This is a genomic window from Crossiella cryophila (assembly GCF_014204915.1).
GTDB classification, from domain to species: Bacteria; Actinomycetota; Actinomycetes; order Mycobacteriales; family Pseudonocardiaceae; genus Crossiella; species Crossiella cryophila.
Window position 1 is genome coordinate 4,712,969 of sequence record NZ_JACHMH010000001.1, and the last position, 23,296, is coordinate 4,736,264.

Annotated in this window: 21 protein-coding genes; 12 read left to right on the forward strand and 9 right to left on the reverse strand. The window is 70.9% G+C overall.

What is annotated here, in order from left to right:
• Positions 1–29: 29 nt before the first annotated feature.
• Entirely contained in the window at positions 30–1,832 is a 1,803-nt protein-coding gene (locus HNR67_RS21115) for a S8 family peptidase (RefSeq protein ID WP_185003966.1), read from the reverse strand.
• A 216-nt stretch (positions 1,833–2,048) separates the two neighbouring features.
• On the opposite strand from HNR67_RS21115, the gene HNR67_RS21120 reads away from it, so the two are divergent.
• Complete coding sequence (locus HNR67_RS21120) at positions 2,049–3,641, forward strand: cation:proton antiporter (RefSeq protein WP_185003967.1); 1,593 nt, start codon at positions 2,049–2,051, stop codon at positions 3,639–3,641.
• 21 nt (positions 3,642–3,662) lie between these two features.
• Here HNR67_RS21120 and HNR67_RS21125 read toward each other — a convergent pair whose 3' ends face one another.
• From HNR67_RS21125 to HNR67_RS45750, 5 genes are all read right to left on the reverse strand, one after another.
• Positions 3,663–4,217, reverse strand: a complete 555-nt coding sequence (locus tag HNR67_RS21125; protein ID WP_185003968.1) for a dihydrofolate reductase family protein — start codon at positions 4,215–4,217, stop codon at positions 3,663–3,665.
• Positions 4,218–4,248: 31 nt separating this feature from the next.
• Positions 4,249–5,553 carry a LuxR C-terminal-related transcriptional regulator gene (locus HNR67_RS21130; RefSeq protein ID WP_185003969.1) on the reverse strand — a complete coding sequence of 435 codons (1,305 nt, stop codon included), beginning with the start codon at positions 5,551–5,553 and terminating at the stop codon, positions 4,249–4,251.
• 34 nt (positions 5,554–5,587) lie between these two features.
• Positions 5,588–6,073, reverse strand: a complete 486-nt coding sequence (locus tag HNR67_RS21135) for a hypothetical protein (RefSeq protein ID WP_185003970.1) — start codon at positions 6,071–6,073, stop codon at positions 5,588–5,590.
• A gap of 38 nt (positions 6,074–6,111) precedes the next feature.
• Positions 6,112–6,705, reverse strand: coding sequence for an NADPH-dependent FMN reductase (locus HNR67_RS21140; protein WP_185003971.1), 594 nt, complete (start codon positions 6,703–6,705; stop codon positions 6,112–6,114).
• A gap of 99 nt (positions 6,706–6,804) precedes the next feature.
• Positions 6,805–8,250 (reverse strand): helix-turn-helix transcriptional regulator, encoded by a 1,446-nt coding sequence (locus HNR67_RS45750; RefSeq protein ID WP_185003972.1) that lies wholly within the window; start codon positions 8,248–8,250, stop codon positions 6,805–6,807.
• A gap of 75 nt (positions 8,251–8,325) precedes the next feature.
• Between HNR67_RS45750 and HNR67_RS21150 the strand changes: the two genes are divergently transcribed.
• Positions 8,326–8,799, forward strand: coding sequence for a DUF4334 domain-containing protein (locus tag HNR67_RS21150; protein ID WP_185003973.1), 474 nt, complete (start codon positions 8,326–8,328; stop codon positions 8,797–8,799).
• On the forward strand, positions 8,799–10,253 hold the full coding sequence (locus HNR67_RS21155; protein ID WP_185003974.1) for a GDSL-type esterase/lipase family protein: 1,455 nt from the start codon (positions 8,799–8,801) through the stop codon (positions 10,251–10,253). The genes HNR67_RS21150 and HNR67_RS21155 overlap by 1 nt, the downstream gene beginning before the upstream one ends.
• Here the strand turns inward: HNR67_RS21155 and HNR67_RS21160 are convergent.
• A complete protein-coding gene (locus HNR67_RS21160) occupies positions 10,240–10,899 on the reverse strand; it encodes a response regulator transcription factor (RefSeq protein WP_312987741.1) in 660 nt (219 codons plus the stop codon). The two genes, HNR67_RS21155 and HNR67_RS21160, sit on opposite strands and share 14 nt — an antisense overlap.
• A 547-nt stretch (positions 10,900–11,446) precedes the next feature.
• Positions 11,447–12,730 (reverse strand): sensor histidine kinase, encoded by a 1,284-nt coding sequence (locus HNR67_RS21165; RefSeq protein WP_425554141.1) that lies wholly within the window; start codon positions 12,728–12,730, stop codon positions 11,447–11,449.
• Between HNR67_RS21165 and HNR67_RS21170 the strand changes: the two genes are divergently transcribed.
• The 7 genes from HNR67_RS21170 (at position 12,729) to HNR67_RS21200 (ending at position 21,327) form a co-directional block, all read left to right on the forward strand.
• Entirely contained in the window at positions 12,729–13,463 is a 735-nt protein-coding gene (locus tag HNR67_RS21170; RefSeq protein ID WP_185003977.1) for an ABC transporter ATP-binding protein, read from the forward strand. The genes HNR67_RS21165 and HNR67_RS21170 overlap by 2 nt on opposite strands.
• Complete coding sequence (locus HNR67_RS21175) at positions 13,463–15,895, forward strand: ABC transporter permease (RefSeq protein WP_185003978.1); 2,433 nt, start codon at positions 13,463–13,465, stop codon at positions 15,893–15,895. Before HNR67_RS21170 ends, HNR67_RS21175 begins: the two co-directional genes overlap by 1 nt.
• A gap of 96 nt (positions 15,896–15,991) precedes the next feature.
• Positions 15,992–16,786, forward strand: coding sequence for an FHA domain-containing protein (locus tag HNR67_RS21180; RefSeq protein WP_185003979.1), 795 nt, complete (start codon positions 15,992–15,994; stop codon positions 16,784–16,786).
• Between the two features lie 46 nt (positions 16,787–16,832).
• Entirely contained in the window at positions 16,833–17,801 is a 969-nt protein-coding gene (locus HNR67_RS21185; RefSeq protein WP_185003980.1) for a D-2-hydroxyacid dehydrogenase, read from the forward strand.
• Positions 17,802–18,781: 980 nt separating this feature from the next.
• Positions 18,782–19,900, forward strand: coding sequence for an NAD(P)/FAD-dependent oxidoreductase (locus HNR67_RS21190; protein WP_185003981.1), 1,119 nt, complete (start codon positions 18,782–18,784; stop codon positions 19,898–19,900).
• Positions 19,875–20,765 carry an SDR family oxidoreductase gene (locus HNR67_RS21195; protein WP_185003982.1) on the forward strand — a complete coding sequence of 297 codons (891 nt, stop codon included), beginning with the start codon at positions 19,875–19,877 and terminating at the stop codon, positions 20,763–20,765. Before HNR67_RS21190 ends, HNR67_RS21195 begins: the two co-directional genes overlap by 26 nt.
• A gap of 64 nt (positions 20,766–20,829) precedes the next feature.
• Positions 20,830–21,327, forward strand: coding sequence for a cupin domain-containing protein (locus HNR67_RS21200; protein ID WP_185003983.1), 498 nt, complete (start codon positions 20,830–20,832; stop codon positions 21,325–21,327).
• Positions 21,328–21,392: 65 nt separating this feature from the next.
• Here HNR67_RS21200 and HNR67_RS21205 read toward each other — a convergent pair whose 3' ends face one another.
• Entirely contained in the window at positions 21,393–22,010 is a 618-nt protein-coding gene (locus HNR67_RS21205) for a TetR/AcrR family transcriptional regulator (protein ID WP_185003984.1), read from the reverse strand.
• A 99-nt stretch (positions 22,011–22,109) separates the two neighbouring features.
• Here HNR67_RS21205 and HNR67_RS21210 point away from each other — a divergent pair, with 99 nt between their 5' ends.
• Both HNR67_RS21210 and HNR67_RS21215 read left to right on the forward strand, forming a co-directional pair.
• Positions 22,110–22,850, forward strand: coding sequence for an SDR family NAD(P)-dependent oxidoreductase (locus tag HNR67_RS21210; protein ID WP_185003985.1), 741 nt, complete (start codon positions 22,110–22,112; stop codon positions 22,848–22,850).
• Positions 22,851–22,933: 83 nt separating this feature from the next.
• Positions 22,934–23,290 (forward strand): DMT family transporter, encoded by a 357-nt coding sequence (locus tag HNR67_RS21215; RefSeq protein ID WP_281403247.1) that lies wholly within the window; start codon positions 22,934–22,936, stop codon positions 23,288–23,290.
• Positions 23,291–23,296: the final 6 nt, after the last annotated feature.

The following is a 23,296-nucleotide window of genomic DNA, read 5'->3' on the forward strand; positions in this document are numbered from 1 at the left end:
CCCTCGCCGAGGTGATCACCCGGTCAACCTCACCTGGTGATCGTCAGGGCGTAGTCGCTGCTGCCCGACTTGTCACCGCTGGTCGCGGTGATCTTGATGGTGTAGCTGCCTGCCGCGCTGCCGAACCCGGTCCAGATGAAGGCGGTCGAGGTGCCGCCGTCGGAGACCTGGGCGGGGGAGAAGAACACGCTGGTCCCGGCCGGTGCGCCGGAGGCCGACAGGGTCGCAGCGCCACCGGTCACGGTGATCTTGGTCTGCAGGAAGCCGCCCGGCCGCGCGCTGCCCGAGGCGGGGGACAGCGAGACGGACAAGGGCGAGCTGCCCGGCTTGCCCACGGTCAGCGCCACGGTCGCGGTGCGGGTCGCCGACTTCGACTTGCCCGACACGGTCACCTGGTAGCTGCCCTTGGGCGTGCTCGCCGAGGTCGAGATGGTCAGCTTCGCGCCCTCCCCCGCGGTCACCGAGGACGGGTCGAAGGCCGCGGTGGCGCCCGAGGGCAGGCCGCTCGCGGTGAGTTCGACGGCCTCGGCCTGGCCCTTGACCACCTTGGTCGTCACGGCCGACTCGGCCGAGCCGCCCGGCTCCTCCACCGTCACCGCGGCCGGGTCCACCGCGACCGAGAAGTCGTTGGTGACCGGCACGCCGCCGATGAGACCGCTGTAGAGCAACCGGTTCGGCGAACCGGTGCGGATGTCGCTGAGCTTGTCCTTGGTCGAGTCGTTCACCAGCGCGTCGCGGACCTGCTGGTTGGTCGCCGACGGGTTCTCGTTGAGGTAGAGCGCGGCGACCCCGGCCACGTGCGGCGAGGCCATCGAGGTGCCGCTCATGGTCTTGGTGCCGGTGTCATCGGTGTGCGAGGCGGACACGGTGTTGGTGCCCGGCGCCCAGATGTCCAGGCAGGAGCCGTGGTTGGAGGAGACGGACTGGCCGTTCCACACCGCGCGGGCGTCGTTCTGCTGGGTCGCGCCCACGGTCACCGCCTCGGCCACCTTGGCCGGGGTGAAACCGCAGGCGTCCTGCCCGGAGTTGCCGGCGGCCAGCACGAAGGTCACCCCGGTGCCGATGGCCTTGCGGACCGCGTCCTCCAGGGCCTGGTTGGACCCGGTGCCGCCCAGGCTCATGTTGGCCACCGCGGGCTTCTTGGCGTTCTTTGCCACCCAGTCGATGCCGCCGATGATCTGCGACCACTGGCCGCTGCCCTGGCAGTTGAGCACCCGCACGCCGACCAGGTTGACCTTCTTGGCCAGCCCGTACCGGGTGCCGCCGACGGTGCCCGCCACGTGCGTGCCGTGCCCGTGGCAGTCACTGGCGTCGGCGTCGTTGTCGATGAAGTCGTAGCCGCTCTTGGCCCGCCCGCCGAAGTCCTGGTGCGAGTTGCGGATGCCGGTGTCGAGCACGTAGGCGGTGACCGCGCTGCCGTCGTTGGCGTAGCTGTACTTCTTGTCCAGCGGCAGGTCCCGCTGGTCGGTGCGGTCCAGGCCCCATTCCGGGTCGTTCTGGGTGTCGGTGGCGTGCGCGAGCCCGTCCTGGGCCACGTAGTCCACCCGGGGGTCCGCGGCCAGCCGCTTGGCCTGGGTCTCGGTCATGGCGGCGGCGAAGCCGTGCAGGGCGGCGCCGTAGTTGTGCGTGACGCGGCCGCCGTAGCGGTCGGTGAGCGTGCTCGCCACCGCGGGGCCGTCCTTGAGCACCACGATGTAGCTGCCTGCCACCGCCTCCGGCGTGCTGCGGATCGTGCCCTCCGCGGGTGCGGCCGCGGCAGGCGCGGCGGCCGCGCCCAGCGCGAGTAACGCGCCCAGCGCGGTCAGGACCGCCGCCCGATTTCCTTGTCGCATCGTGACTCCTTCGCAGGGGGAGTTGCCCGAGTCACGATCAGCCAGCGGTGTGAGGCGGACAATCAGGGCGGGGATCCGTAGGGGTACCTATCTATTGGGTTCGCCCCGGGTGTCCCCGGATGTGGTGAAGGCCGGGCCGCGCGCGGAGTTCCCGGCCGGACCGGGCCGCCGGGTCGGTTACCGTGCGGCGCACCGATCCGGTGCCCCGCGGCGGAGGTGAGTGCGATCCAGTTGCTCCTGGTGGTCGTCGGCGCGATCGCGGTCACCGCGTTCGCCAGCCGCAAGGGCAGGCAGCCCGCGCTGGTCGTGGTGGTGCTCGCCTCGGCGATCTCGTTCATTCCCGGGCTGCCCCGCTTCGAGCTGGCGCCGGAGCTGATCCTGAGCGTGGTGCTGCCGCCGCTGCTGTACTCCGCGGCGCTGGACTTCTCCTTCGTCAGCTTCGCCCGCAACCTGCGGCCGATCCTGTCCCTTGGCATCGGTCTGGTGGTGGTCTCCACCGCGGTCACCGGGGTGGTCGCGGCCTGGGCGGTGCCGGGCCTGGCGCTGGTGCCCGCGTTGCTGCTGGGCGCGGTGGTGGCCCCGCCGGACGCGGTGGCTGCGCTGTCGGTGGGCCGGAAACTGGGGCTGCCGAAGAAACTCATGGCCATCCTGACCGGGGAGAGCCTGGTTAACGACGCCGCCGCGCTGACCCTGTTCACCCTGGCGGTGGCCGCCGCAACCGGCAAGGACACCCTGTTCGGCAACCCGTTCCTGCTCTTCGGCTACGGCGTGCTGGCAGGCGTGCTGATCGGCCTGGCCCTCGCGCTGGTGGTGCACTGGACCCGGTCCCGGTTGCGGGACAGCGGACTGGAGACCGCGCTCGGCCTGGTGGTGCCCTTCGCCGCCTACCTGCTCGCCGAGGAGGTGCACGCCTCCGGGGTGCTCGCGGTGGTGGCGGCCGGGATCGCCTTGGGGCACAACGACGCCAAGGCGTCCTTCGCCACCCGGTTGCAGGGCAGGCAGGTCTGGCGCAGCCTGGACGTGCTGCTGGAGGCGTTCGTCTTCGCCTACATGGGTTTGCAGTGCAAGTTCGTCTTCGCCGCACTGCCGGCCACCGGCATCTCCTGGCAGGGCTTCGTGCTCGGCGCGGCCGCGGTGCTCGCGGTGGTGCTGCTGGTGCGCCCGGTGTGGGTGTTCCTGACCTACGGCCACGGGGTGCTGCGCGGCCGGATGACCGGCCGGAACTGGCGGCGGGGCAGACGGACCCGCCTGGTGCCGCACCAGCTGCCGTGGCAGTACATGGCGGTGATCTCCTGGACCGGCATGCGCGGCGTGGTCACCATGGCCGCCGCGGCCGGCGTGCCAGCGGGCCTGCCCGGCCGCGACCTCATCCAGGCCCTGGCCTTCGTCGTCGCGGTCGGCACCCTGCTCATCCAGGGCCCCACCCTGCCGTTGCTGATCCGCCGCCTGAACCTGGCCGCCCCCGAGGAGGAACGCCGGGCCGAATGGGGTGCGGCCAAGGCCAGGGACATCGTCCGGGAAGCCGCCCGCGACTCGCTCGGCACGGTCCCCGAGGGCGCCGATCCGGCGGTGTTCGGCCGGTTGCGGGAGAGGTTCACCACCGCCCTGGCCGCCAGCCGCGAGTCCGACGAGACCCGGATGACCCCGGCCGAACGCGCACTCCTGCTCACCGTGCGCCAGCAGATGCTCGCCGCCCAGCGCACCGCACTGGTGCGGGCGCGCAAGGCGGGGGAGCTGCCCGACGACATCGTGCGCGGCGAGTTGGAACGCCTGGACCTGGAGGAGGCCGCGGCGGACGCGGCGCGTTAGCACCCCGGTGCGGATGCCGGGCTAGGTGCTCGCGAGCGTGTACCGCGTTTCCAGCACGCCACTGGCGAGGGTTTTCGCGCCCGCGAGCCGGAGACCGACGTGGCCTGCCGGCAGGTCCATGTCCTGGAAGAGCCGAACCCCGGAGCCGACGATGATCGGCAGGACGCTGACGTTGAACTCGTCCAGCAGGCCGTTGCCCAGCAGCCAGCGCACCAGAGTGGGGCTGCCAAGGACCAGGATGTCCTTACCGGGCTGCCGCTTGAGCCGCGAGACCTGCTCGCGCAGGTCACCGCCGAGCACCGTGGTGCCGGGCCAACCGATCTCGGTCAGCGTCGTGGACACGACGTACCTGGTCGTCCCGTCCAGGAAGGCGACCATCGGTGAGTCCGGGTGCTCGACGCGGAGCGCGTCGTACCCCTGGTAGGAGTGCCTGCCCAGCAGCACGGTGTCGGCTCGGGCGAACCCGGCGGCGATCCCCGCGAACAGTTCCTCGTCGAAGTAGGCGAACTGCCATTGGTCGTCGGCCCCGACGATGCCGTCCAACGACATGAACAACCCGGTCACGATCTTGCGCACGCGGTCCTCCCCGGTCAGGCCGTCCAGGCACTCAGGACCGGAGCAACCCGTCCCGCCCGGCCACCCCGAGTTTGCGGTACACCTGCGACAGATGCAGCTCAACGGTCCTGGTCACCACACCCAGCCGCGCCGCGATCTCCTTGTTGCTCAACCCGGCCCGCACCAGCGCCGCGATCCGCCCCTCCTGCCCGGTCAGCCGGGGCCCCGAGGTCCGGTGCGCCCACCGGGAGTTCCCGATCAGCCGGGCCGCCTCCCTGGCCGCGGTGAAGGCGTCCTCGGCCGCGAGCCGCTGCCCCCGTGCCGACAGCAACACCCCGAGGTCATGCCGGACCTGCGCCAGTTCCGCACCACGCACCAGATCCGCGGCCTCGGCGAGCTGGGCGGCGGAGTCCCAGCCGGCCGCGTGCAGGGCCAGCCCGATCGCCCGCGGACTGCCCCAGCGCCGGGCGGCGACCAGTTCCGCCCTGGCCAGCGAGGTGGCCAGGGGCGCGCGCTGCAACGCGTGCGCGCACAACGCGGCCCGCGACCGCCAGGGCAGCACCGCCGGATTGACCACCGCCCACCCGTCCAAGGCCCGCCCGCAGGCGAGGAAGTCCTGATAGGCCAACGAGAACTGCCCCAGCGCCCGGTACAGCCCGCCCCGGGCGAAGAGCAGCTCGGCCCGGTCCGCCGCACTCGCCAGCCCACCATCCAGGCCGTGGTCCCGGAACAACTCCCGCGCCCGGTCCAGCTCACCGAGGTCCACCAGCGCCGCCGCCAGCCAGGCCACGGTCAATCCGGCGAACTGCGGGTGCACCCCGTTGCCCAGCAAGGATTCCAGTGCCCGCACAGCCTGCCCCGGCGCGCCATTCCAGGTGTCCAGCCGCGCGGTGAGCAATACCAGCGAATCCCGCTGCCGGACCGACCCGGCCCAGCCCGCGGTCCGCGCCGCCCGGGCGCAGTGCTCCCGCGCCAGGCCCGGCTCCCCGGCGTAGGCCAGCGCCAGCACCGCGTACCAGAAACACCCGGGCTCCGACCACGCCGCGGAGTCCAGCACCCGGCCTGCCAGCTCCACGCTGCCCGCCCGGTCCACCCCGCGATTGGCCAGCAGGATCGCCCGCATCGCCAGTTCCCGTTGCGGCGGCAGTGGTTCCGCCCGGTCCGGGCAGCGCGCCGACCCCGGCCGCGGCCCACCGGCCACATAGGACAGTCCAGCCAGCATCGGCCCGGTCACGGCCTCCTCGGCCAAGGCCCGGCCCAGCACCTCGGTGACCACCCGGTCCGCCTCGGCCCACCGGCCACCCTCGACCAGCCGCAACCGCAACGCCCGCGCGGACTCGACCCATTCCTCCAGCATGGCCGGCCGATCCTCACACGCCCGAGACAGCACCTCAACCCCCATCCGTGACCGATACCGGCGCGCCCAGCAGCGCGTGCATGGTGAAACCGCCCTCCACCGGCCCGGCCCACCCGGACACCCCGAGGAACCCGCCGTCATCGCGCAGGAACAGATGCCCACCGGCCGCGCCAGGCCGCTCCAGCAACGAGGCCAGCCAGTCCAGCGCGGCGCTGACCCGGCCGAACGTGGTCAACGCGAAGCACACCGGCCGCACCGAGGCCCGGCCGACCTGGTCGAGCCGGTGATACCGCCGAGGTCCGGTCGAGTAGCCCGGCGCGCCGTCCAGTCCCCACAACGACCGCGGCTCAGCGGGTTCGGCCCACTGACTGCAGGCCAGCACCGAGGCACCGTCCACACTGGTCAGACAGGCGACGCCGAGCAGTTGTCCCGGCCACCGCAACCGCCGCCACCGGCGCACACAGTCACCGGCCGCGGCCTGCTGCCGAGCCTCACCGGTATGCGCCAACTCGAACTGCACCGACCGCACCCCAGGATCACTGATGATCATCAAGGCCCCTATCCGCCCAGGTAAGGCCGCATCGCCCGTGCCTCGCGTAACGCCAACGCCCACCACACCAACTCATCGAGCAACGTCCCCAACGCCGCCACCCCACCCCCTTGCTCCCGCGGCCGCCCATGCTCGTCAAAGGCCAGCGCCCCACCGGGGAAGCTCACCGTGTCCCGCAACGCGACGGCCCGCAGCTCGGCGAACACCGACCGCAACTGCTCCACCGCCCGAACCCCACCCCCCAGCCCGCCTCCATGCGAGACGAACCCGACCGGCTTGGCCTGCCAGGGCAACACATGCCAGTCCAGGAAGTTCTTCAGCACCGCCGGGAAACTGTGGTTGTACTCCGGCGTGACCACCACAAAGGCGTCCGCCTCGGCCAGTCGAGGCGTGGTCTCGGCCAACGTCGCCGCGTCACCGGGCCCCGGATCCCAGGTAGGCCCGGCCAAACTCAAGGGAATGGTCGCCAGATCGATCAGATCCAGACTCAACTCGGCCCGGTGCCCGGCCTGCCCACACACCCACTCGGCGACACTCCGGCTACGACAACCGGCCCGCGCGCTACCCACCAGCACGGCCACCCGAACGAGATCAGGGATCATGCCCCCAGTCACCCAGACCCAGCCCACCCCAACCCCCGCTGATGTGACCTGGGTCACATGGACCCTTCGGTCCAACCGCAACCAGGCCCACGCGGAAGCTCAGAACATCGCGGACCGCAACCCATCCCGCCCGGAAATCCCCAGCTTGCGATAAGCCCGTGACAGGTGAACCTCCACCGTCCGCACGGCCAGCCCCAATCGAGCCGCGATCTCCCGATTGGCCCACCCATCCCGGGCCAACCGAGCCACCCGCTCCTCCTGCCCGGTCAACACCACCGCGGGCGCCAACTCCCGCAACGCCACCTCCGCCGCCCGAACCCGCCGCCCGTCCCCGACCAGCTCGGCCAGCCCCCGAGCCTGGGTGAGCCGCTCCCGCGCCCCCGCGATGTCCTGACGAGCGGCCAACCGAACCCCCAGCTCGTACTGCACCACGCTCAGTTCATTGCGAGCCCGCGCCACCTCCAGCAGGTCGGCGGCCTCACTCAACAACTCCACCGCATCCACTCCCCACTGCCCCACGCTCCGCCCCCCAGTCCCGGCACCCCTGCCCTGCCCAGCCCCCACACTCATCCCCGCCATGCCACCCTGCCCAGCCCCCATCCTCATCCCCGCCGCGCCACCCTGCCCCGTGCCACCACCTCGCCCCGCCCCGTCGCCTGTCCCTACCAAGCCGCCGCCCCGCTCCACCATGTCCCCACCCAGCAGCACGACGCCCCCACCCGTGCCCCCCACCATCGCGACCGTGGCCAGCGCCGACCCCAGCACCCGCGGCTCACCCCAGCGCAACGCCGCCGCCCACTCCTGCCCCGCCAGCTCCACCGCCAGGCCCTCCCGCCGAGCCGCCAGCGCGGCCAGCGCCGCCCGGTTGCGCCACGGCACGATCGCCGGATTCGCCACCCCCTGCGCCAGGAACTCCCGCCCGCTGGCCAGGTAGTCCCGCAACCCCGCCTGCGCCCGCCCCGCCGCTATGTGCACCGCCGCCCGCGCCGCCAGCAGCATCGGCCGGCACGGCGAACGCCACTGCACCGCCGAGTCGAACTCGTGCTGGGCGAGCAACGCCTCCGCCCGGTCCACCGCCCCCACCCCGACCAGCACCTCGGCCAGCCAGCCCACCGACACCAACCGCATCGGCCGCGGCACCACCTCGAGCGCGATCAACTCCTCCAGCTCCGCCCGCGCCCCGCCGAAGTCCCCACGCTGCACCGCGATCCGCGCCCGGACCCGCAACATCATCGCCCGCCGCTGCGCCGCCCCGGCCAGCCGAGGATCAACGTCCTCGACCAGCCGTGCGCAGTGCGTGTCGGCTGCGGTCAGTTCCCCGGCGGAGGTCAGCGTCACCAGGGCCCGCCACACGCACAGTGGATCGTCCCGGCAGGGTGTCGTGGTCAGCGCGGCCTCGGCGAAACGCACCGAATCGGCCCAGTTCCGCCCCTGCACCATCAGTCCGGTCGCGCGCAAGGCCAGGCAGTCCTGATCGGTGACCGCTCCCGGCCACGGCGCGCCACTGGCCAACTCCCGTGACCGGTCCCCAGAGTCCGCGCGCATTCCGCATGATATTCACACCGCAAGATCATCATGGTCGAATGGCACGATCGTGGACGCTCAACCGGAGAGGTCGGGATGACGAACATCGAGCGGGCACAGGCCAGGTTCCAGGAGTTGCGGAGCCGTAAGGACAAGGTCACCGCGGCGGAGCTGGACGAGCTGTGGGCGGAGTTGCCGACGGTGTCCGCCACCGAGATCACCGGCCGCTGGCAGGGCGATGAGTTCGTCACCGGCCACCCACTCAACGGTCAGCTGGCGGTGATCGGCTGGTACGGCAAGGAGTTCCACTCCCTGACCGACGTCAAGCCCCTGCTCTGCCGAGACGAGAGCGGCGAGCTGTACTCGAATGTGGAGGCGGGCAAGGGCGAGGCAAGCCTGTGGAACGTGGAGTTCCGCGGCGAGGTCACCGCCACCATGGTCTACGACGGCCAACCCATCCTCGACCACTTCAAACGGGTGGACCAGCACACCCTGCTCGGCGTCATGAACGGCAAACAGGTCCTGACCCCCACCGGCGACCACTTCTACTTCTTCCTGGAACGCGCCTGATGCGCCGCCGCCTGGCCCTCGCCACAGCGCTCCTGCTCGCGGTCGCCACCGCAGCCACCGCGGCGGCAGCCCCCACCGCGGCGGCAGCCCCCACCGCCGTGGCAGCCCCCACCGCCGTGGCAGTAGCCGCCCCCGCCCCAGCGGCCACCGCTTCCACAACCGCCGTCCTCGCGTCAGCAAACTCCGCTCCCGCGACTGCCGCGACTGCCGCCGCCTCCGGCGATGCCGCGCCGACAATCGCCGCCGCCCTCCCCTCCGCGTCCGCCCCCGCCCTCTCGGCCGCGACTGCTCCCGCGCCCCCGATCGCCCCTCGCTGGCTGACCTCCTGGGCCCAGTCCCAGCACACCCTCGCCCCGCAAACCCTGGACAACCAGTCCATCCGCATGATCGCCCACCTCAGTCAGGGCGGCCGGGCGCTGCGTATCCGCGTCCAGAACGAGTTCGGCACCACCCCGCTGACCGTCAACGCCGCCGCGGCAGGCATCAGCGCGGGCCAGGGCGCGGTAGTCCCCGGCACCACCCGCCCGGTCCGCTTCAACGCCCGCCCCGCCATCACCATCCCGCCGCACGGCGAGGCATGGAGTGATCCGGTCCCGCTGCCGACCCGCCCTCAGGACGACGTCGCGGTAAGCCTGTTCGTCAGCGGTCAAACCCGTCCCAGCAGCCACCAAGCCGCCCTGCGCGACAACTACCTGACCCCCGCCGGCAGCGGAAACCGAGTCGCCGACCCCGCCGCGTACCCGCTGAGAACCGGCTCCACCTACCTGCTCAGCGCGGTGGACGTGCTCACCACCGAGGCCGTCGGCGCGGTCGTGGCCTACGGCAGCTCGGTCGTCGACGGTCACGGCAGCACGGTCTGCGGCCCCGGTTGCACCGCCAACGGCAACAACCGCCGCTGGACCGACGATCTGGCCCGTCGTACCCAGAGCCTGCCGCCCGCCGAACGCCTCGCCGTGGCCAACGCGGGCGTCGGTGGCACCACCAGCGCCGCCACCTGTCCGCAGACCCCGCCTCCGCTGGCCGGCCTGGACGCCCTGGCCCGCCTGGACCGCGACATCCTGTCCCTGCACGGTGTCACCGCGGTGATCTACTACTACGGCACCAACGACCTGGCCTTCGGCTGCCAGTCCCGGCAGATCCTGGACAGCTACCGGGCGGTCTTCACCCGCCTCCGCGCCGCCGGCCTCAAGATCCACGCGGTCCCGATCACCCCGCGCCCCGGCTATTCACCCCAGCAGAACCAGTACCGCGCCGAGGTCAACAACTTCGTCCGTGCCGGTGGCAACTGCGCCGGCGCCTGCGACAGCGTGATCGACTTCGATCAGGTCCTGCGCGACCCGGTCAACCCCAACACCATCCGCGCCGACTACGACAGCGGTGACGGCATCCACGCCAACCAGAAGGGTCATGAAGCCCTGGCTCGTTCGGTCCTCCTCCCGCTCATCGTGGACTGATCAATCCGGTCTCGTAGGCCACGATCACCAGCTGAGCCCGATCCCGCGCGTGCAACTTGCTCAGCAACCGCCCGATGTGCGTCTTCACCGTGGCCAGACTCAACCGCAGGTTCTGACTGAGTTCCACATTGGACAGACCACGGGCGATCAACGCCAACACCTCCCGCTCCCGCTCGGTCAACCCGTCCAGTTCCAGGGCCGGTGACTGCGCGGGTTCGGGCCGCCGCGCGAACTCCGAGATCAACCGCCGGGTCACACTGGGTGCCAGCAATGCCTCTCCACTCGCCACCACCTGGATGGCGTTGAGCAGCTCGGCTGGCGGAGTGTCCTTGAGCAGGAACCCACTGGCCCCGGCGCGCAACGCCGCGTAGACGTAGGAATCCAGGTCGAAGGTGGTCAGGATCAGCACCCGGGGCACCGGTTCCGGCCCCGAGCACAACACCCGGGTCGCCTCGATCCCATCCATCTCCGGCATCCGTACGTCCATCAGCACCAGATCCGGTTTCTCCCGCCGCGCCAGCTCAACCGCGGCAACTCCATCCTCAGCCTCGCCAACCACCTCCAGTCCCGGCGATGAGTCCACGAGCATCGCAAAACTCCCGCGCACCAACGCCTGATCATCGGCGATCACAACCCGAACACTCACACCGAACCCCCAGCGCCGCCCGGGAACCCGCCCAGTCGCCACCCACGAGCCCCTGCCAGCAGCCGGGTCGCGCCCACAACCGCGGGCCGATCAAGCACGATCCGACCCGCCGCGGTCGAACCGCCACCCATCTCCGGCCCGGCCGAGGTGACCTCGCCCGCCGACACCAGGAACACCGCCGCAGAGCCAGCACTCCTCGACCGGCGGACCGTCACTCGCGGAACGCCAACTGTCCGACGGTCCGCCACCCGACCGTCGTCCAGCACCCGCCGCCCCACCGGTTGTCCGCCCACTGTCGCGAGCCCAGCTGCCGCCCGTCCACCAACCAGTCCGCGCGTAGTCCGCTTGTGCTCACCGGCTGTCGGACGCCCAGCAGTCCCATGTTCCACGCGCAGCACCTGACCGGCCGCTATCGGGCCAGAATCCGTTGCACGGCAAGCAATCGCCCGCCCGATTCCGGTCACCGGACCACCGTCGCCAGCTCGGCTGGTCGTGGCACCGCCTGTGGATGTTGCCCAGCCAACATCCAACCCCGACTCAAATCCACTCATCCCGCCACACCCACCGGCAACCGCGCGCACACGCCAAACCCGCCGCCCGGCAACCGTCCCGTGCTCAATGTCCCTCCATACGCCGCAACCCGTTCCCGCATCCCGATCAGCCCGTGCCCACCGCCCGGTTCGCCCGGATTCCGCCGGCCACCTGGATCGGTCACCTCCACCACGACCTCGGTGTCATCTCCGCGCAGCCGGACCTGACAGTGCCCGGAACCGGAGTGCCGCACCACATTGGTCAACGCCTCCTGCACGATCCGGTACACCGCCTGCTGCACTCCCTCCGGCAACTCCAGTTCCGCGATATCCAGTTCCACCGTCACTCCGGCCGTCTCGGCCAGGCGCGCCAGTCCGCTCAGCTCGCCAAGTCCATGTAACGGGCGGAGTACGGCCTCCGCGCCATCGGTCGCGCGCAGCACGCCCAGCATCCGGCGCAGATCCTCCAGTGCCTCGCGGCTGGTCGTCTCGATCACTGCCAATGCCGCTCTGGTCTCGTCGGGGTGGGTGTCGGCGAGGTGGTTGGCCACGCCTGCTTTGACCGCGATCAGGCTCATGCTGTGCGCGACGATGTCGTGCAGGTCGCGCGCGATGCGTAATCGCTCGCCCAGTACCACCCGCTGCTCGCGCTGCTCGGCCAGCCGGGCCTCGTCTCGCTGCCGGTACCGGCTCAGCAGGCCCAGCGACCACAGCATGATGATCAGCAGCAGCGCGACCACCAACGGTCCTCTGGGGTACCCGTACACTCCGATGGCCGTCGCCAGAGCCATGATCAGCCCGGTCCAAGACCAGCGGTACGGCGCGACCGCCGCGACCGTGTACAGGACCAGTCCCACGGGGACCATCCCCAGATAGGTTATGTCCAGCAGGGCGGCCGCGACCGAGAACGAGATGACCGTCGCCAGCGCGCCCCGCGGCCAGCGGCGGCGCAGCGCCACCGGCAGGCCCAGTCCGGCGGCCACCACGCAGGCCAGCCAGACAGGGCCGGTGTAGGCCGGCAGCGAGTTGCGGTTGAGCGCCAGGGTCGCGGACAGCACGATGATGAACGCCGCCACCACGAGGTCCAACATCAGTAGGTGTGAGCGCCTGGCGCCACTGTCCACACTGGCCATTCCCTCACCCTGCCACAGGTCCGCGGCCTTGCAATCGGCCCGAGGTCCGTCATACCCAGGTCTGACGGAGCGGCCTTTCCGGCCCTCGGACCAGACCACGGTCGGACGCCGAAGTCCAGGCCACGCTCCGATGTCGCCGGCCCTCGAATCCGGAACCGTGGTCGCCATGACACACCACCCCACCGCGGTACGAGCCAGCGGCCTTACCAAGACCTACGGAGCAGGCGTGCGGGCGCTCGCCGGCGTCGATGTGGACCTGCACCGCGGCCGGTTCACCGCGATCATGGGGCCATCCGGCTCCGGCAAATCCACCCTCATGCACTGCGTCGCGGGACTGGACCGGCCCAGCACGGGCCGGGTGTGGATTGGCGAGACCGAACTGACCGAACTCTCCGACGACGAGCTGACCGTGCTGCGCCGGGACCGGATCGGGTTCGTCTTCCAGGCGTACAACCTGTTACCCACGTTGACCGCGCTGGAGAACATCACCCTGCCCTTCGCGCTGGCCGGCCGCCGCCCCGACCCCGAGGTGGTGCGGGCGGTGATCGAGGCGGTGGGCCTGGCCGACCGGCTGGACCACCGGCCACACCAGCTCTCCGGTGGGCAGCAGCAGCGGGTGGCCTGCGCCCGCGCCCTGGTCACCCACCCCGACGTGGTCTTCGCCGACGAGCCCACCGGCGCCTTGGACTCGGCCAGTTCGGCGGAGCTGCTCGCTTTCCTGCGCCGCGGCGTCGACGACCTGGGCCGCACCGTCGTCATGGTGACCCACGACCCCACCGCCGCGACCTACGCCGACCGCGTGCTGTTCCTGGCCGATGGCCACCTGGTCGGCGAACTGCTCAACCCGACCGCGGACCGGGTGCTGGACCGGATGAAATCCCTCGAAGGAGTGAACGCCTGATGTGGCGGACAATGCTGCGCGACCTACTGGCGCACAAGGCGCGCGTGGCGATGACCCTGGTCGCGATCACCCTCGGCGTCACCGCGGTGGTGGGCGCCTGGGTGGTCAGCGATTCGATCGCGACCACGATCAGCGGCCAGGCCGGTCGCACCGGCGTCGGACTGACCGTGCGGGCAGACCGGGCGGACACCCGGCTGCCCGAGACCGAACTGGCCCGGCTGGCCGCGCTGCCCGGAGTCACCGCCACCGGTGTGCGCACCGGCCAGGCGGGACTGCCCGGACCGGACGGCAAACTCGTCCGGACCCGCACACCCCTGGCCCAGACCGGCACCGGCTGGGACAGCACCGACCGCTTCGCCCTGACCGCCGGACGTCCGCCCGCGGCGCCGGGCGAGGTCGCGCTCAACCGGACCGAGGCCACCCTCGCCGGGCTCGGTGTGGACGCCCGCAGCCGGGTGCTGCTCGCCGGTGGCAGATGGACCCCGGTCACCGTGGTCGGACTGTACGAGTACCGCACCCTCGGCGAGGGCGACCAGCCGTCCGTAGCCTTCATGCCGGCGGAGGCGGAACGACTGCTGGACAAGGGTTTCCAGCGCGTCGAGCTGACCGGTGCCACCCCGGCCACGGTCGCTGGCCCCGGCCGTGAGGTGCGCACCGGGGCGGAACTGGCCGAGGCCGTCGACGCCGACCGCGCCGAATCCCTCAGCGACCTGCGGATCACGTTGCTGCCCTTCGCTTTCGTGGCACTGATGGTCGGCATGTTCGTCATCGCCAACACCTTCGGCATGTTGCTCACCCAGCGCACCCGCCAGCTCGCCCTGCTGCGCGCCGTCGGCGCCCGCCGCGGCCAGGTCCGGCGGACCGTCGTGCTGGAGGCCACCCTGCTCGGCCTGGTCGGCGGAACCCTCGGCGCCATCAGCGGAATCGCCATCGGCCCACTGATCATTCGCCTGCTGCGCCCGGACGAGCGGATCGAGTTCACCGTGGGCCCGCTGGCCATCCTGCTCGGCTACGCGGTCGCGGTCGGCACCACCGTGCTCTCCGCCTATGGCCCGGCCCGGCGGGCCGCCAGGGTGTCCCCGATGGCGGCACTGCGCACCGATCCGATTCCGCCGAGAGCCACTCGCCGTGCTCGCACCCTGGCCGGGGTTGCGCTGCTGGCCATCGCGGTGGCGGCCGTCATCGCCACCGCGGATCCCAGCGTGGACACCCTGCCCAGGATCATCGCCCTGAGCGCCACCGTGCTCGCGGCGGTGGGCATGCTGTTGTCGGCGCCGGCCCTGGCCACGCTGGTGCTGCGTCCGCTGAGCAGGTTCGGCGGCCCCGCACTGCGGCTGGGCATCCGCAACGCTGCCGGTGACCCGCGGCGCACCTCGGCCACGGCCACCGCGATCGCCATCGGCGTTGCCCTGGTGTGCGCCTTCGCCACACTCAGCGCCAGCCTGGCCGACCTGATCGCCTCCACCACCCGGGCCACCCTGCCCAGCAGCACCACGGTGATCCGCCCGGTCCAGCGCGGCGACGCTGTCCTCGCGCAGATCGATCTGTCCACAGTGGACAAGGTCGCCGGGGTGAGCAAGGTGTCCACGGTTCGCGAGGCCACGGCCGACATCGCCTATCCCGGCGGGGTCACCCAGCGCCGGATCTCCGCCATCGACCCGGCAGCCTTCGGCACCGTGCTCACCCCGGAGGTCACCGCCGGTGTCGGCGACCTGAGCCGCGGCGCACTGGTCTCCCGCAATCAGGCCGACATGCTCGGCCTGCGACTGGGGCAGTCGTTCACCATGACCGTGGACGGGGCGACCATCGCCAGCACCGTCGCCGGGGTGTACGAGGCCACCGAACTCCAGGCCAGCATCTACTTCGACCAGGCCCAGGCCCCGCCGGGCTTACGAGAGAAGATCACCACCATCTACGCCACCGGCCCCGATCCGGCCGCGGTCCGCACCGCCGTGCACGCCGCGTTCGCGGACCGTCCGGATGTCACTGTCAGTGACCAGGCTGGTCTGGTGGCCGAGGGCCAGGAGAGCCAGCGGCTGGCGTTCGTGATCATGTACGCCATGTTCGCCCTGGCCGTGCTGATCTCGCTCTTCGGCGTGGTCAACACCCTGGCACTGGCGGTGCTGGCCCGGGTGCGCGAACTCGGCGTACTGCGCGCCGTCGGCGCCACCCAGCGACTACTCCGGGCCGCCATCCGGTGGGAGAGCGTGGTGATCTGCCTGTTCGGCGCGCTCCTGGGCGTCCTGCTGGGTGTCGGTTCCGGCGCGGTGATGCAGCACGCCATGCTCGGCCAGTCACTGACCGATGTCACGGTCCCGTTCACCGTGGTCATCCTGACCCTGGCCGGTCTGGTGACCGCGGGCGTACTGGCCGCGATCTGGCCGGCCCGGCACGCCGCCAGGGTGGATCTGCTGACCGCTGTGGCCGCCTGACCAGGTGGAAGGCTCCCGATTCCCGCCCGGGAGCCTTCCCAAGGCCGCCATGCCAAGCTCCTGCGGCAGGACGCGACGACCGGCCAGGAGGCGAACATGACGGAGCGGCTCGCGGTGGCGGGTGGTCAGGATCTCCCGGCCGGGCACCACAGCCTGGCCTGGGGAGTGCAGGCGAGCGAGGCGCCCGGCACGCTGCACGTGCTGGCGGTGACCGGCGGTATCACCGTGGGCCCGCGGGAGGGCAGGGAGATCCTGTTCGGCCGCAACCGACCGGACGTGCACGTCTGCGTCGGCGAGCACGACCGGCGGATCAGCCGTCACCAGGGCGCGCTGACCCACCACGGCGACAAGTGGTGGATCAGCACCCTTGGCCGGTTGCCGCTGCGGTTGCCCGGCGCCCGGCTGCTGTTCAACCAGGACGAGCCGATTCCGCTGGCGGCCGGTTACACCCCGCTGTTCATCCGCGGCTCCAGCGGCCGCGAACACCTACTGGAGGTGCACGTCCGCGCCAAGGACGGTGAGGAACTCCTGACCCAGCACGGCGCCTCGACCCGTCCGCCCAACACCTGGGCCCTCTCACCCGCCGAGAAGCTGGCCCTGGTCGTCCTCGGGCAGCGCTACCTGCTGCACGAGCTGTACCCGAACCCACTGTCCTGGCGGCAGGCCGCTGAGCACCTCAACGAGATCCGGCCCGGGGAGAAGTGGACGCACAAGAAGGTCGAACACCTGATCGTGGGTGTCCGCGATCGGCTCAGCCGCGGTGGCGTGGCTGGCCTGACCAGAGAGGAGGTCGGCGAACCCATCGGCAACACGCTCAACCACAACCTCATCCGCGAACTGATGGAGAACACCACCCTGGTGCCCCCGGACCTCGGCCTGCTGCACGACTGACAGGTTGAGCTGGTGGCGGCGGAGTCCAGCGGCGACGATGTCTGCCATGAGTTTCACCCTGGCGCTGGTTCCACCGCACAACGACGAGACCCTCGGCTGGCCCGCGCGGCTGATCGAGGCCGTGCCCGGTATCCGGGTCCTGCGGCCGGAGACGGCCGAGGACACCGTGGCCGCGCTGCGGGTGGCGGACGCGGTGTACGGGGCGTTGCCGCCCGAGTTGTTGCGGCACGCTCGGCGGTTGAGCTGGTTGCAGGCGCCGCAGGCTGGGCCGCCGGTGGGGTTCTATCACCCGGAGTTGATCGCGCATCCGGTGCAGGTGACCAATATGCGGGACACCTACACCGACCATGTGGCGGCGCATGCGCTGGCGTTGGTGCTGGCTTTGGCGCGTGGGTTGCCTCGGTATGTGCGTGATCAGGGTGCGGGACGGTGGGCGCCGGACTGGACGCCGACCGCGGTGTTGCCGCTGGCCGAGGCGAGTGCGCTGGTGGTCGGGGTTGGCGCACTGGGCAGTGAGATCGGGCGGTTGCTGGCAGCCTTCGGCACCCGGGTGATCGGGGTTGATCGGCGGCGGGTTGACCTGCCTGCCGGGTTTGCCGAGGTGCGACCGGTGGGGGAGTTGGACTCCTCGTTGGGGGAGGCGGATGTGGTGGTGTTGACCGTGCCGCACACCCCGGAGACCGAGGGATTGGTCGACGCTCGGCGGTTGGCGTTGTTCCGGCCTTCCGCGTACCTGGTCAACATCGGGCGGGGAGCCACCGTGCGGCTGGACGACCTGGTGTCGGCGTTGGACGCGGGGCGGTTGGCCGGGGCGGCGTTGGATGTGTTCGAGCAGGAGCCGTTGCCCGCGGGACATCCGTTGTGGCGGCGGGAGGATGTGCTGTTGACCCCGCATGTGGCCGGGGTTGGGCCGCATGCGGACAGCAGGCGGTTCGCGGTGTTGCTGGAGAACGCGAAGCGCTTCGCGGCCGGGGCGGAGCTGGTGAACCTGGTCGACAAGGCGCAGTGGTCCTAGACCCGTGGTCCTGGATCCGTGGGTGTGGCGGGTTGAAGGGGATTGTGAGCCGTGGCTTCGCGGAGGTGGTGGAGCGGCAGCGGGTGGAGAACCTGGTCGAGGGGACGGGTAGTGGGCGTTCGGGTTGAGGATCTCGCTGCCTCGCCGCCTCGCCGGGCCGCCGTTTCACCGGGCCGCCGGGTTGCAGGTGGAACAGCAGCTTGGCGGAATAGCCAGGGTGTCAGCAGGGTGGAGATCGGGCGGGTGAATCCGGAGCGGCGTTGGAGCGGATTGAGCCGTTCGAGTGGTTGATCGAGGGGAGTGGGGCGCACTACCTGGCGTACGCCTTCCAGTTGTCCTTCGCGAGCCGGTTTCCGCTGAGCACCGGCGGGCCGGGGTTCGCGAGTTGTTCTGAACGCCGCGGTTGCCTGCCGCCGTGGGGCTGCTCGCCCACGTGGCCGTCAGTGGGTCCGCGCTCGATTCCGGCGGCCGCGGCTGTCGGTGGGTTCGCACGGGGCGTCGGCGAGGTCGCGGACGGCTTTTCCGCGCACTGGCCGCTCACCCCCCTGGGGGCATCACTCGGTTTCAGGTCGCGTTGTGTCCGCTGTTGGCTGATCTGGTCGACCCCGTTCGCTCTGGTCGCACGGGATGAGGTGCTCACCTGGCCGTTTCCGCTGCTGTCGCGTACCCAGCCTGCGCTCGCGTTGTGACAGCCCTACCTCGGTTACACCGACGCCCTGGGGCCGGAGGCCGGGTGGGAGGGGCTGAGCTGGAGGGCTTCGGGTGGAGGTCCTGGTCGGCTGGGTTGGGGAGTCCATTGTGGACGTTGGGACTAGTCCGTTGGGGTAACCGGGGGCCTCGCGCGGGATCTCACGAGAACACGTGATGCCTGGGCGCTGTGCTGGAGGCCAGTCTCGTGGTGCCCGTATCGGCCACAGTCGTTACACAGGAGGCACTCATGGCTGGCAGCTCGGTCCGTATCGGTGCGGGGAGGCGTGCGCATGGCTGAGCACAGGCGGGAACTGGATGTCGCGGTGATCGGCGCCGGGGTGCTCGGGCTGGCCACCACCGACGCGCTGGTGCGGCGTGGGGTGTCGGTGACCTGCTTTGACGGCAGGACGCCTGGGCATGGGCTCTCCGGCGGGCTGACCCGGACCTTCCGGCATCGGCATGACAACGAACGCCTGGTCGCGCTGGCGGTGGAGGGGCGGGCCGGGTTCGGGCGGTGGGAGGAACGCCTGGGGCGCAAGCTGATTGGGTCCGAAGGCGCGGTTTACGCGGGGATGGGGCCCGCTGATGTGGCCGGGATGGTGCGGCATGGGGTGGAGCATCGCTTCGCCGATCCCGGTGAGGGCGGGGAGGTTTTCCCCGCACTGGCCACTGTGGACGGTCCGTTGCTGGTTGACCCTGGGGCGGGTGCGATCCGGGCCAAGCGCACCATTGACGCGCTGGTGAGCTGGGTTGGGGATCGGATTGTCAACGCCGATATCCACAGCGTCACCGTGCCCCAGGACGGGCACGGTGTGGAGATCCAGACCACCGAGGCCATCTACCGGGCCCGGCATGTGGTGATCTGCGCTGGTACGGCGGTGCCGAAGCTGGCCGCGGGGGTTGGGCTGGAGGTGCCGTTGGAGTCCGCGTTGCACGCCCGGCCGCACTACCGGGTGCGGGAACCCTTCCGGGGTAAGGCTTTGCCCTGCTGGGTGGACCGCTCGGGGGCGTTCGGGGAGACCGTCTACGGCTCGCCGATCGGCAATCTGGACACCTATGTGCTCGGCCTGATCGGGCTTGACGTGGATATTCCGTTCGGGCCCAACGGCGCGCTCGCCCCTGGCTCCGGCATGGAGGATCATGTGCGCCGGGTCACCGAGTACGTCCGGCGCGCCATGCCTGGGCTGGAACCCACCCCGGTCGGCATCCGGGTGTGTGTGATGACCAAGCTGCCCGCGGGCTCGGACGCCGTGCACGCCTGGCACACCGACGGGGTCACCGCCGTCGCCGGGCACAACCTGTTCAAGATGGCCCCGGTGCTCGGTGAGTTGCTCGCCGACGCCGCGATCAAGAACCAGCTGCCGGAGATCCTGGAGCGGGCCGGTGAACACGCCCTCCGCCCCGCCTGAGCTGGCGGTCACCGGCGCCTCCGGGAACATCGGCCGGGCACTGGTGCGGGAGCTGACCCTGGCCGGACATCGGGTGCGGGCGTTGGTGCGCAAGGGATCCGAGCTGCCGGGGCATCCGCTGGTGCAGCGGGTCGAGGTGGATCTGGAACGCGGGCAGACCGTGGCCGAGGCGCTGGCCGGGATCCGCTCGCTGTTCCTGCTCACCCCGTTCCACCCGCGCCAGGACCTGGTGCAGGCCGGACTGGTCGAGGCCGCGGTGCGGGCCGGGGTCGGGCATGTGGTGAAACTGTCCGCACTGGGCGCCGATCCGGCCGCGCCCGCGCTGGTGCACCGCCAGCACGGACTCGCCGAACAGGCCGTTGCCGAGTCGGGGCTGGGGTACACCCTGTTGCGCCCCAACGCCTTCATGCAGAACACGGTGCAGTGGCTGCCGACCGTGGCGGCCAAGGACGCCATCATCCTGCCTGCCGGGAACTCCCGGGTCAGCATGGTGGACACCAGGGACATCGCCGCGGTGGCCGCCAGAGCCCTGACCGACCCGCTCCGGCACGCCGGTGCGCACGACCTCACCGGGCCGAAGGCGTTGACCTACACCGAAGTCGCCGCCGCACTGTCCACAGTGGCCGGTCGGCCGATCCGGCACCTGGACGTCACCCCGGAACAGGCCGGCGCGGCCATGCTGGCCAACGGCGTGCCGGAGTGGGCGGTCCGGGCGCGACTGGAGCTGTACGCCACCTACCGCGCGGGCGAGGCCGAGCTGCTCAGCCCGGCGGTTCGCGAGATCACCGGCCGGGAACCCCGCGACTTCGTTGCCTTCGCGACCGAACTCGCCGGCGAGTTGCGCCGGGATCACGCGAAGACGTGATGTCCCGGACCGTCCCGCATGGCCACGCTGTCCACGTCGTCCCGTCCCGAGAGTGAGGATTCGCATGACCAGCCAGGTGGAGAAGGAGACGCCGCGAGCGCTGTACGTGCCGCCCGGCGAGGGGCCCAGCGTGTGGGCGTTCAGCGGCGACCGGTACACCGTCAAGGCGGGCATCGCCGACACCGGCGGCGCGCTCGGCCTGCTGGAGGCCGTGATCCCGCCGCAGAGCGGGCCGCCGCTGCACCTGCACCGCAACGAGGACGAGGCGTTCTACCTGATCGAGGGCCAGCTCGAGGTGGTGGCCAACGGCCGCCCGATCATCATCGAGCCCGGCTCCTTCATCTACATCCCGCGCGGCTCGCCGCACCGGTTCAAGAACGTCGGCGAGACGCACGCCAAGCTGCTGATCTTCTTCGTGCCCAGCGGGTTCGAGGAGTTCTTCCTGGAGGTCGGCATCCCGGTCATCGACGGGGAGGAAGCCCCGCCGGAGGAACAGCACGCCGACGACGTGGCCCGCTCCATGCGGATCGCCGCGGACAAGTACGGCATCGAGGCGGTCTGAAGCCAGTCCGCTCAGCCAACATCGCCGGAGGGCGAACCGGGATCACCGGTTCGCCCTCCTCGGCGTCACACCGGGACTCCGGGCGCGGCCAGCACATCCCAGGCACGCATCGCGGCGTCCACGATCGCGGACAGCTCCGCGCGATCGGCACCGCTGCGGGCCTGGATGGACAGGCCCTGCAGCAGGGTGTTGTAGAAGCCGGCCAGCGCGTCCACATCGGCCTCCAGTGGCACGTCACCGTCGAGCTGGCCGCGGGCCAGGCGCTGGCGCAGCGACTCCTGGGTCTCCCGGCGCAGCTCGGCCAGGAAGTCGCGCACGCTCTCGCTCTTGGGCGTGTACGTGGTCGCGGCCAGCACGATCATGCAGCCACTGGGCTTGGCCGGATCGGTGTAGGCGAGCACGTTGACCCGCAGCACCGCCTCGAAGGCCGCCCTGGCGCTGGGCTCCTCGCGCAACGCGCGGGTGGCCGCCTCGCCCTCGGTCTCGTCGTAGTAGGTCACCGCCTCCCGGAACAGCTCCTCCTTGGAGCCGAAGGCGGTGTACAGGCTCGAGGAGTTGATGCCCATGGCCGCGCTGAGGTCGTTCAGCGAGGTCCCCTCGTAGCCGTGCTCCCAGAACACCTCCATCGCGCAACGCAGGGCCGCGGTGCGGTCGAAAGCACGTGGACGGCCTCGTGTGGCCATGCCCCACCCCTTTCTGTAGCGATCGACCCAAAAATCCTTGACAGGTCGCTCTCCTGCACGATACCAATTATGTAGTGATCGACCCAGAAATGAGGGGACATGTCGGAACTCGCAGGTAAGGTGGCCCTGGTCACCGGGGGCAGCCGCGGTATCGGCGCGGCCATCGCCAAGAAGCTCGCGGCCAACGGAGCCGATGTGGCGCTGACCTACGCCAGCGCCGCCGACCGCGCCCAGGGCGTGGTCGAGGACATCAAGGCCGCGGGCCGCCGCGGTCTGGCCATCGCCGCGGACAGCGCGGACGCCGCGGCCGTGGTGGCCGCGGTCGAGCAGACCGTCGCGGAGTTCGGCCGGATCGACATCCTGGTCAACAACGCCGGGATCTTCCCCTACGGCACCATCGACGAGGTCACCCTCGAAGAGGTCGACCGCACCCTGGCCATCCACGCCCGCGCGGCCTACGTGGCCAGCCAGGCCGCGGCCAAGCACATGGAGGCGGGCGGCCGGATCGTCAGCATCGGCAGCACGCTCGCCGAGCGGGTGCCCTACCCGGGCGTGGCGCTCTACGCGATGAGCAAGGCCGCGCTGATCGGTTTCACCAAGGGCCTGGCCCGTGACCTGGGCGAGCGGGACATCACCGTCAACCTGGTGCACCCGGGTTCCACCGACACCGAGATGAACCCGGCCGACGGCCCGCAGGCCGACGACGAGCGCGGCCTGACCGCGCTGGGCCGCTACGGCCAGCCCGAGGACATCGCGGCCTCGGTCGCGCACCTGGTCGGGCCCGGCGGTCGCAACATCACCGGCTCCGCGATCGTCGTGGACGCCGGTTCGAACGCCTGAAATCAGTCCTGCGCCGGCGTGCCGCTCCGTGCGGCACGCCGCCGCAGGATTTTCGGTGGTTACCGGTTGGAGGGGTGGGTTTTATGTCGGGCGCAACCGCGGTGGAAACGGGGAGTAAGCAGATGGCCTGGACGCTTCTGATCGTCGCTGGTCTGTTCGAGATTGTTTTCGCGACCGCGTTGAAGCAGGCCGAAGGCTTCACGAAGCTGTGGCCGAGCGTAATTGGTATCAGCTGTGCCGCGATCAGCTTTTTCTTGCTCTCGGTCTCGCTGAAAACCTTGCCTGTCGGTACTGGTTACGCCGTATGGGTGGGAATTGGCGCAGTCGGTGTGGCCCTTGCCGGTATTTTTACCCAGGGCGACTCGGCGTCTCCGTTGCGCTTCGTGTTCCTCGCTCTGATCGTGGGTGGAATCATCGGCCTGCGGTTCGTCCAGGCGTAGCATCCA

Coding starts and splice junctions, on each gene's coding strand:
- HNR67_RS21115 (WP_185003966.1), bottom strand. CDS start 1,832: ATGCGACAAGGAAATCGGGCGGCGGTCCTGACCGCGCTGGGCGCGTTA.
- HNR67_RS21215 (WP_281403247.1), top strand. CDS start 22,934: ATGTCGGGCGCAACCGCGGTGGAAACGGGGAGTAAGCAGATGGCCTGG.
- HNR67_RS21165 (WP_425554141.1), bottom strand. CDS start 12,730: ATGGCGACCACGGTTCCGGATTCGAGGGCCGGCGACATCGGAGCGTGG.
- HNR67_RS21130 (WP_185003969.1), bottom strand. CDS start 5,553: ATGCTGGAGGAATGGGTCGAGTCCGCGCGGGCGTTGCGGTTGCGGCTG.
- HNR67_RS21140 (WP_185003971.1), bottom strand. CDS start 6,705: ATGATCCCTGATCTCGTTCGGGTGGCCGTGCTGGTGGGTAGCGCGCGG.
- HNR67_RS21155 (WP_185003974.1), top strand. CDS start 8,799: ATGCGCCGCCGCCTGGCCCTCGCCACAGCGCTCCTGCTCGCGGTCGCC.
- HNR67_RS21185 (WP_185003980.1), top strand. CDS start 16,833: ATGAGTTTCACCCTGGCGCTGGTTCCACCGCACAACGACGAGACCCTC.
- HNR67_RS21190 (WP_185003981.1), top strand. CDS start 18,782: ATGGCTGAGCACAGGCGGGAACTGGATGTCGCGGTGATCGGCGCCGGG.
- HNR67_RS21180 (WP_185003979.1), top strand. CDS start 15,992: ATGACGGAGCGGCTCGCGGTGGCGGGTGGTCAGGATCTCCCGGCCGGG.
- HNR67_RS21210 (WP_185003985.1), top strand. CDS start 22,110: ATGTCGGAACTCGCAGGTAAGGTGGCCCTGGTCACCGGGGGCAGCCGC.
- HNR67_RS45750 (WP_185003972.1), bottom strand. CDS start 8,250: ATGCGCGCGGACTCTGGGGACCGGTCACGGGAGTTGGCCAGTGGCGCG.
- HNR67_RS21170 (WP_185003977.1), top strand. CDS start 12,729: ATGACACACCACCCCACCGCGGTACGAGCCAGCGGCCTTACCAAGACC.
- HNR67_RS21200 (WP_185003983.1), top strand. CDS start 20,830: ATGACCAGCCAGGTGGAGAAGGAGACGCCGCGAGCGCTGTACGTGCCG.
- HNR67_RS21175 (WP_185003978.1), top strand. CDS start 13,463: ATGTGGCGGACAATGCTGCGCGACCTACTGGCGCACAAGGCGCGCGTG.
- HNR67_RS21205 (WP_185003984.1), bottom strand. CDS start 22,010: ATGGCCACACGAGGCCGTCCACGTGCTTTCGACCGCACCGCGGCCCTG.
- HNR67_RS21150 (WP_185003973.1), top strand. CDS start 8,326: ATGACGAACATCGAGCGGGCACAGGCCAGGTTCCAGGAGTTGCGGAGC.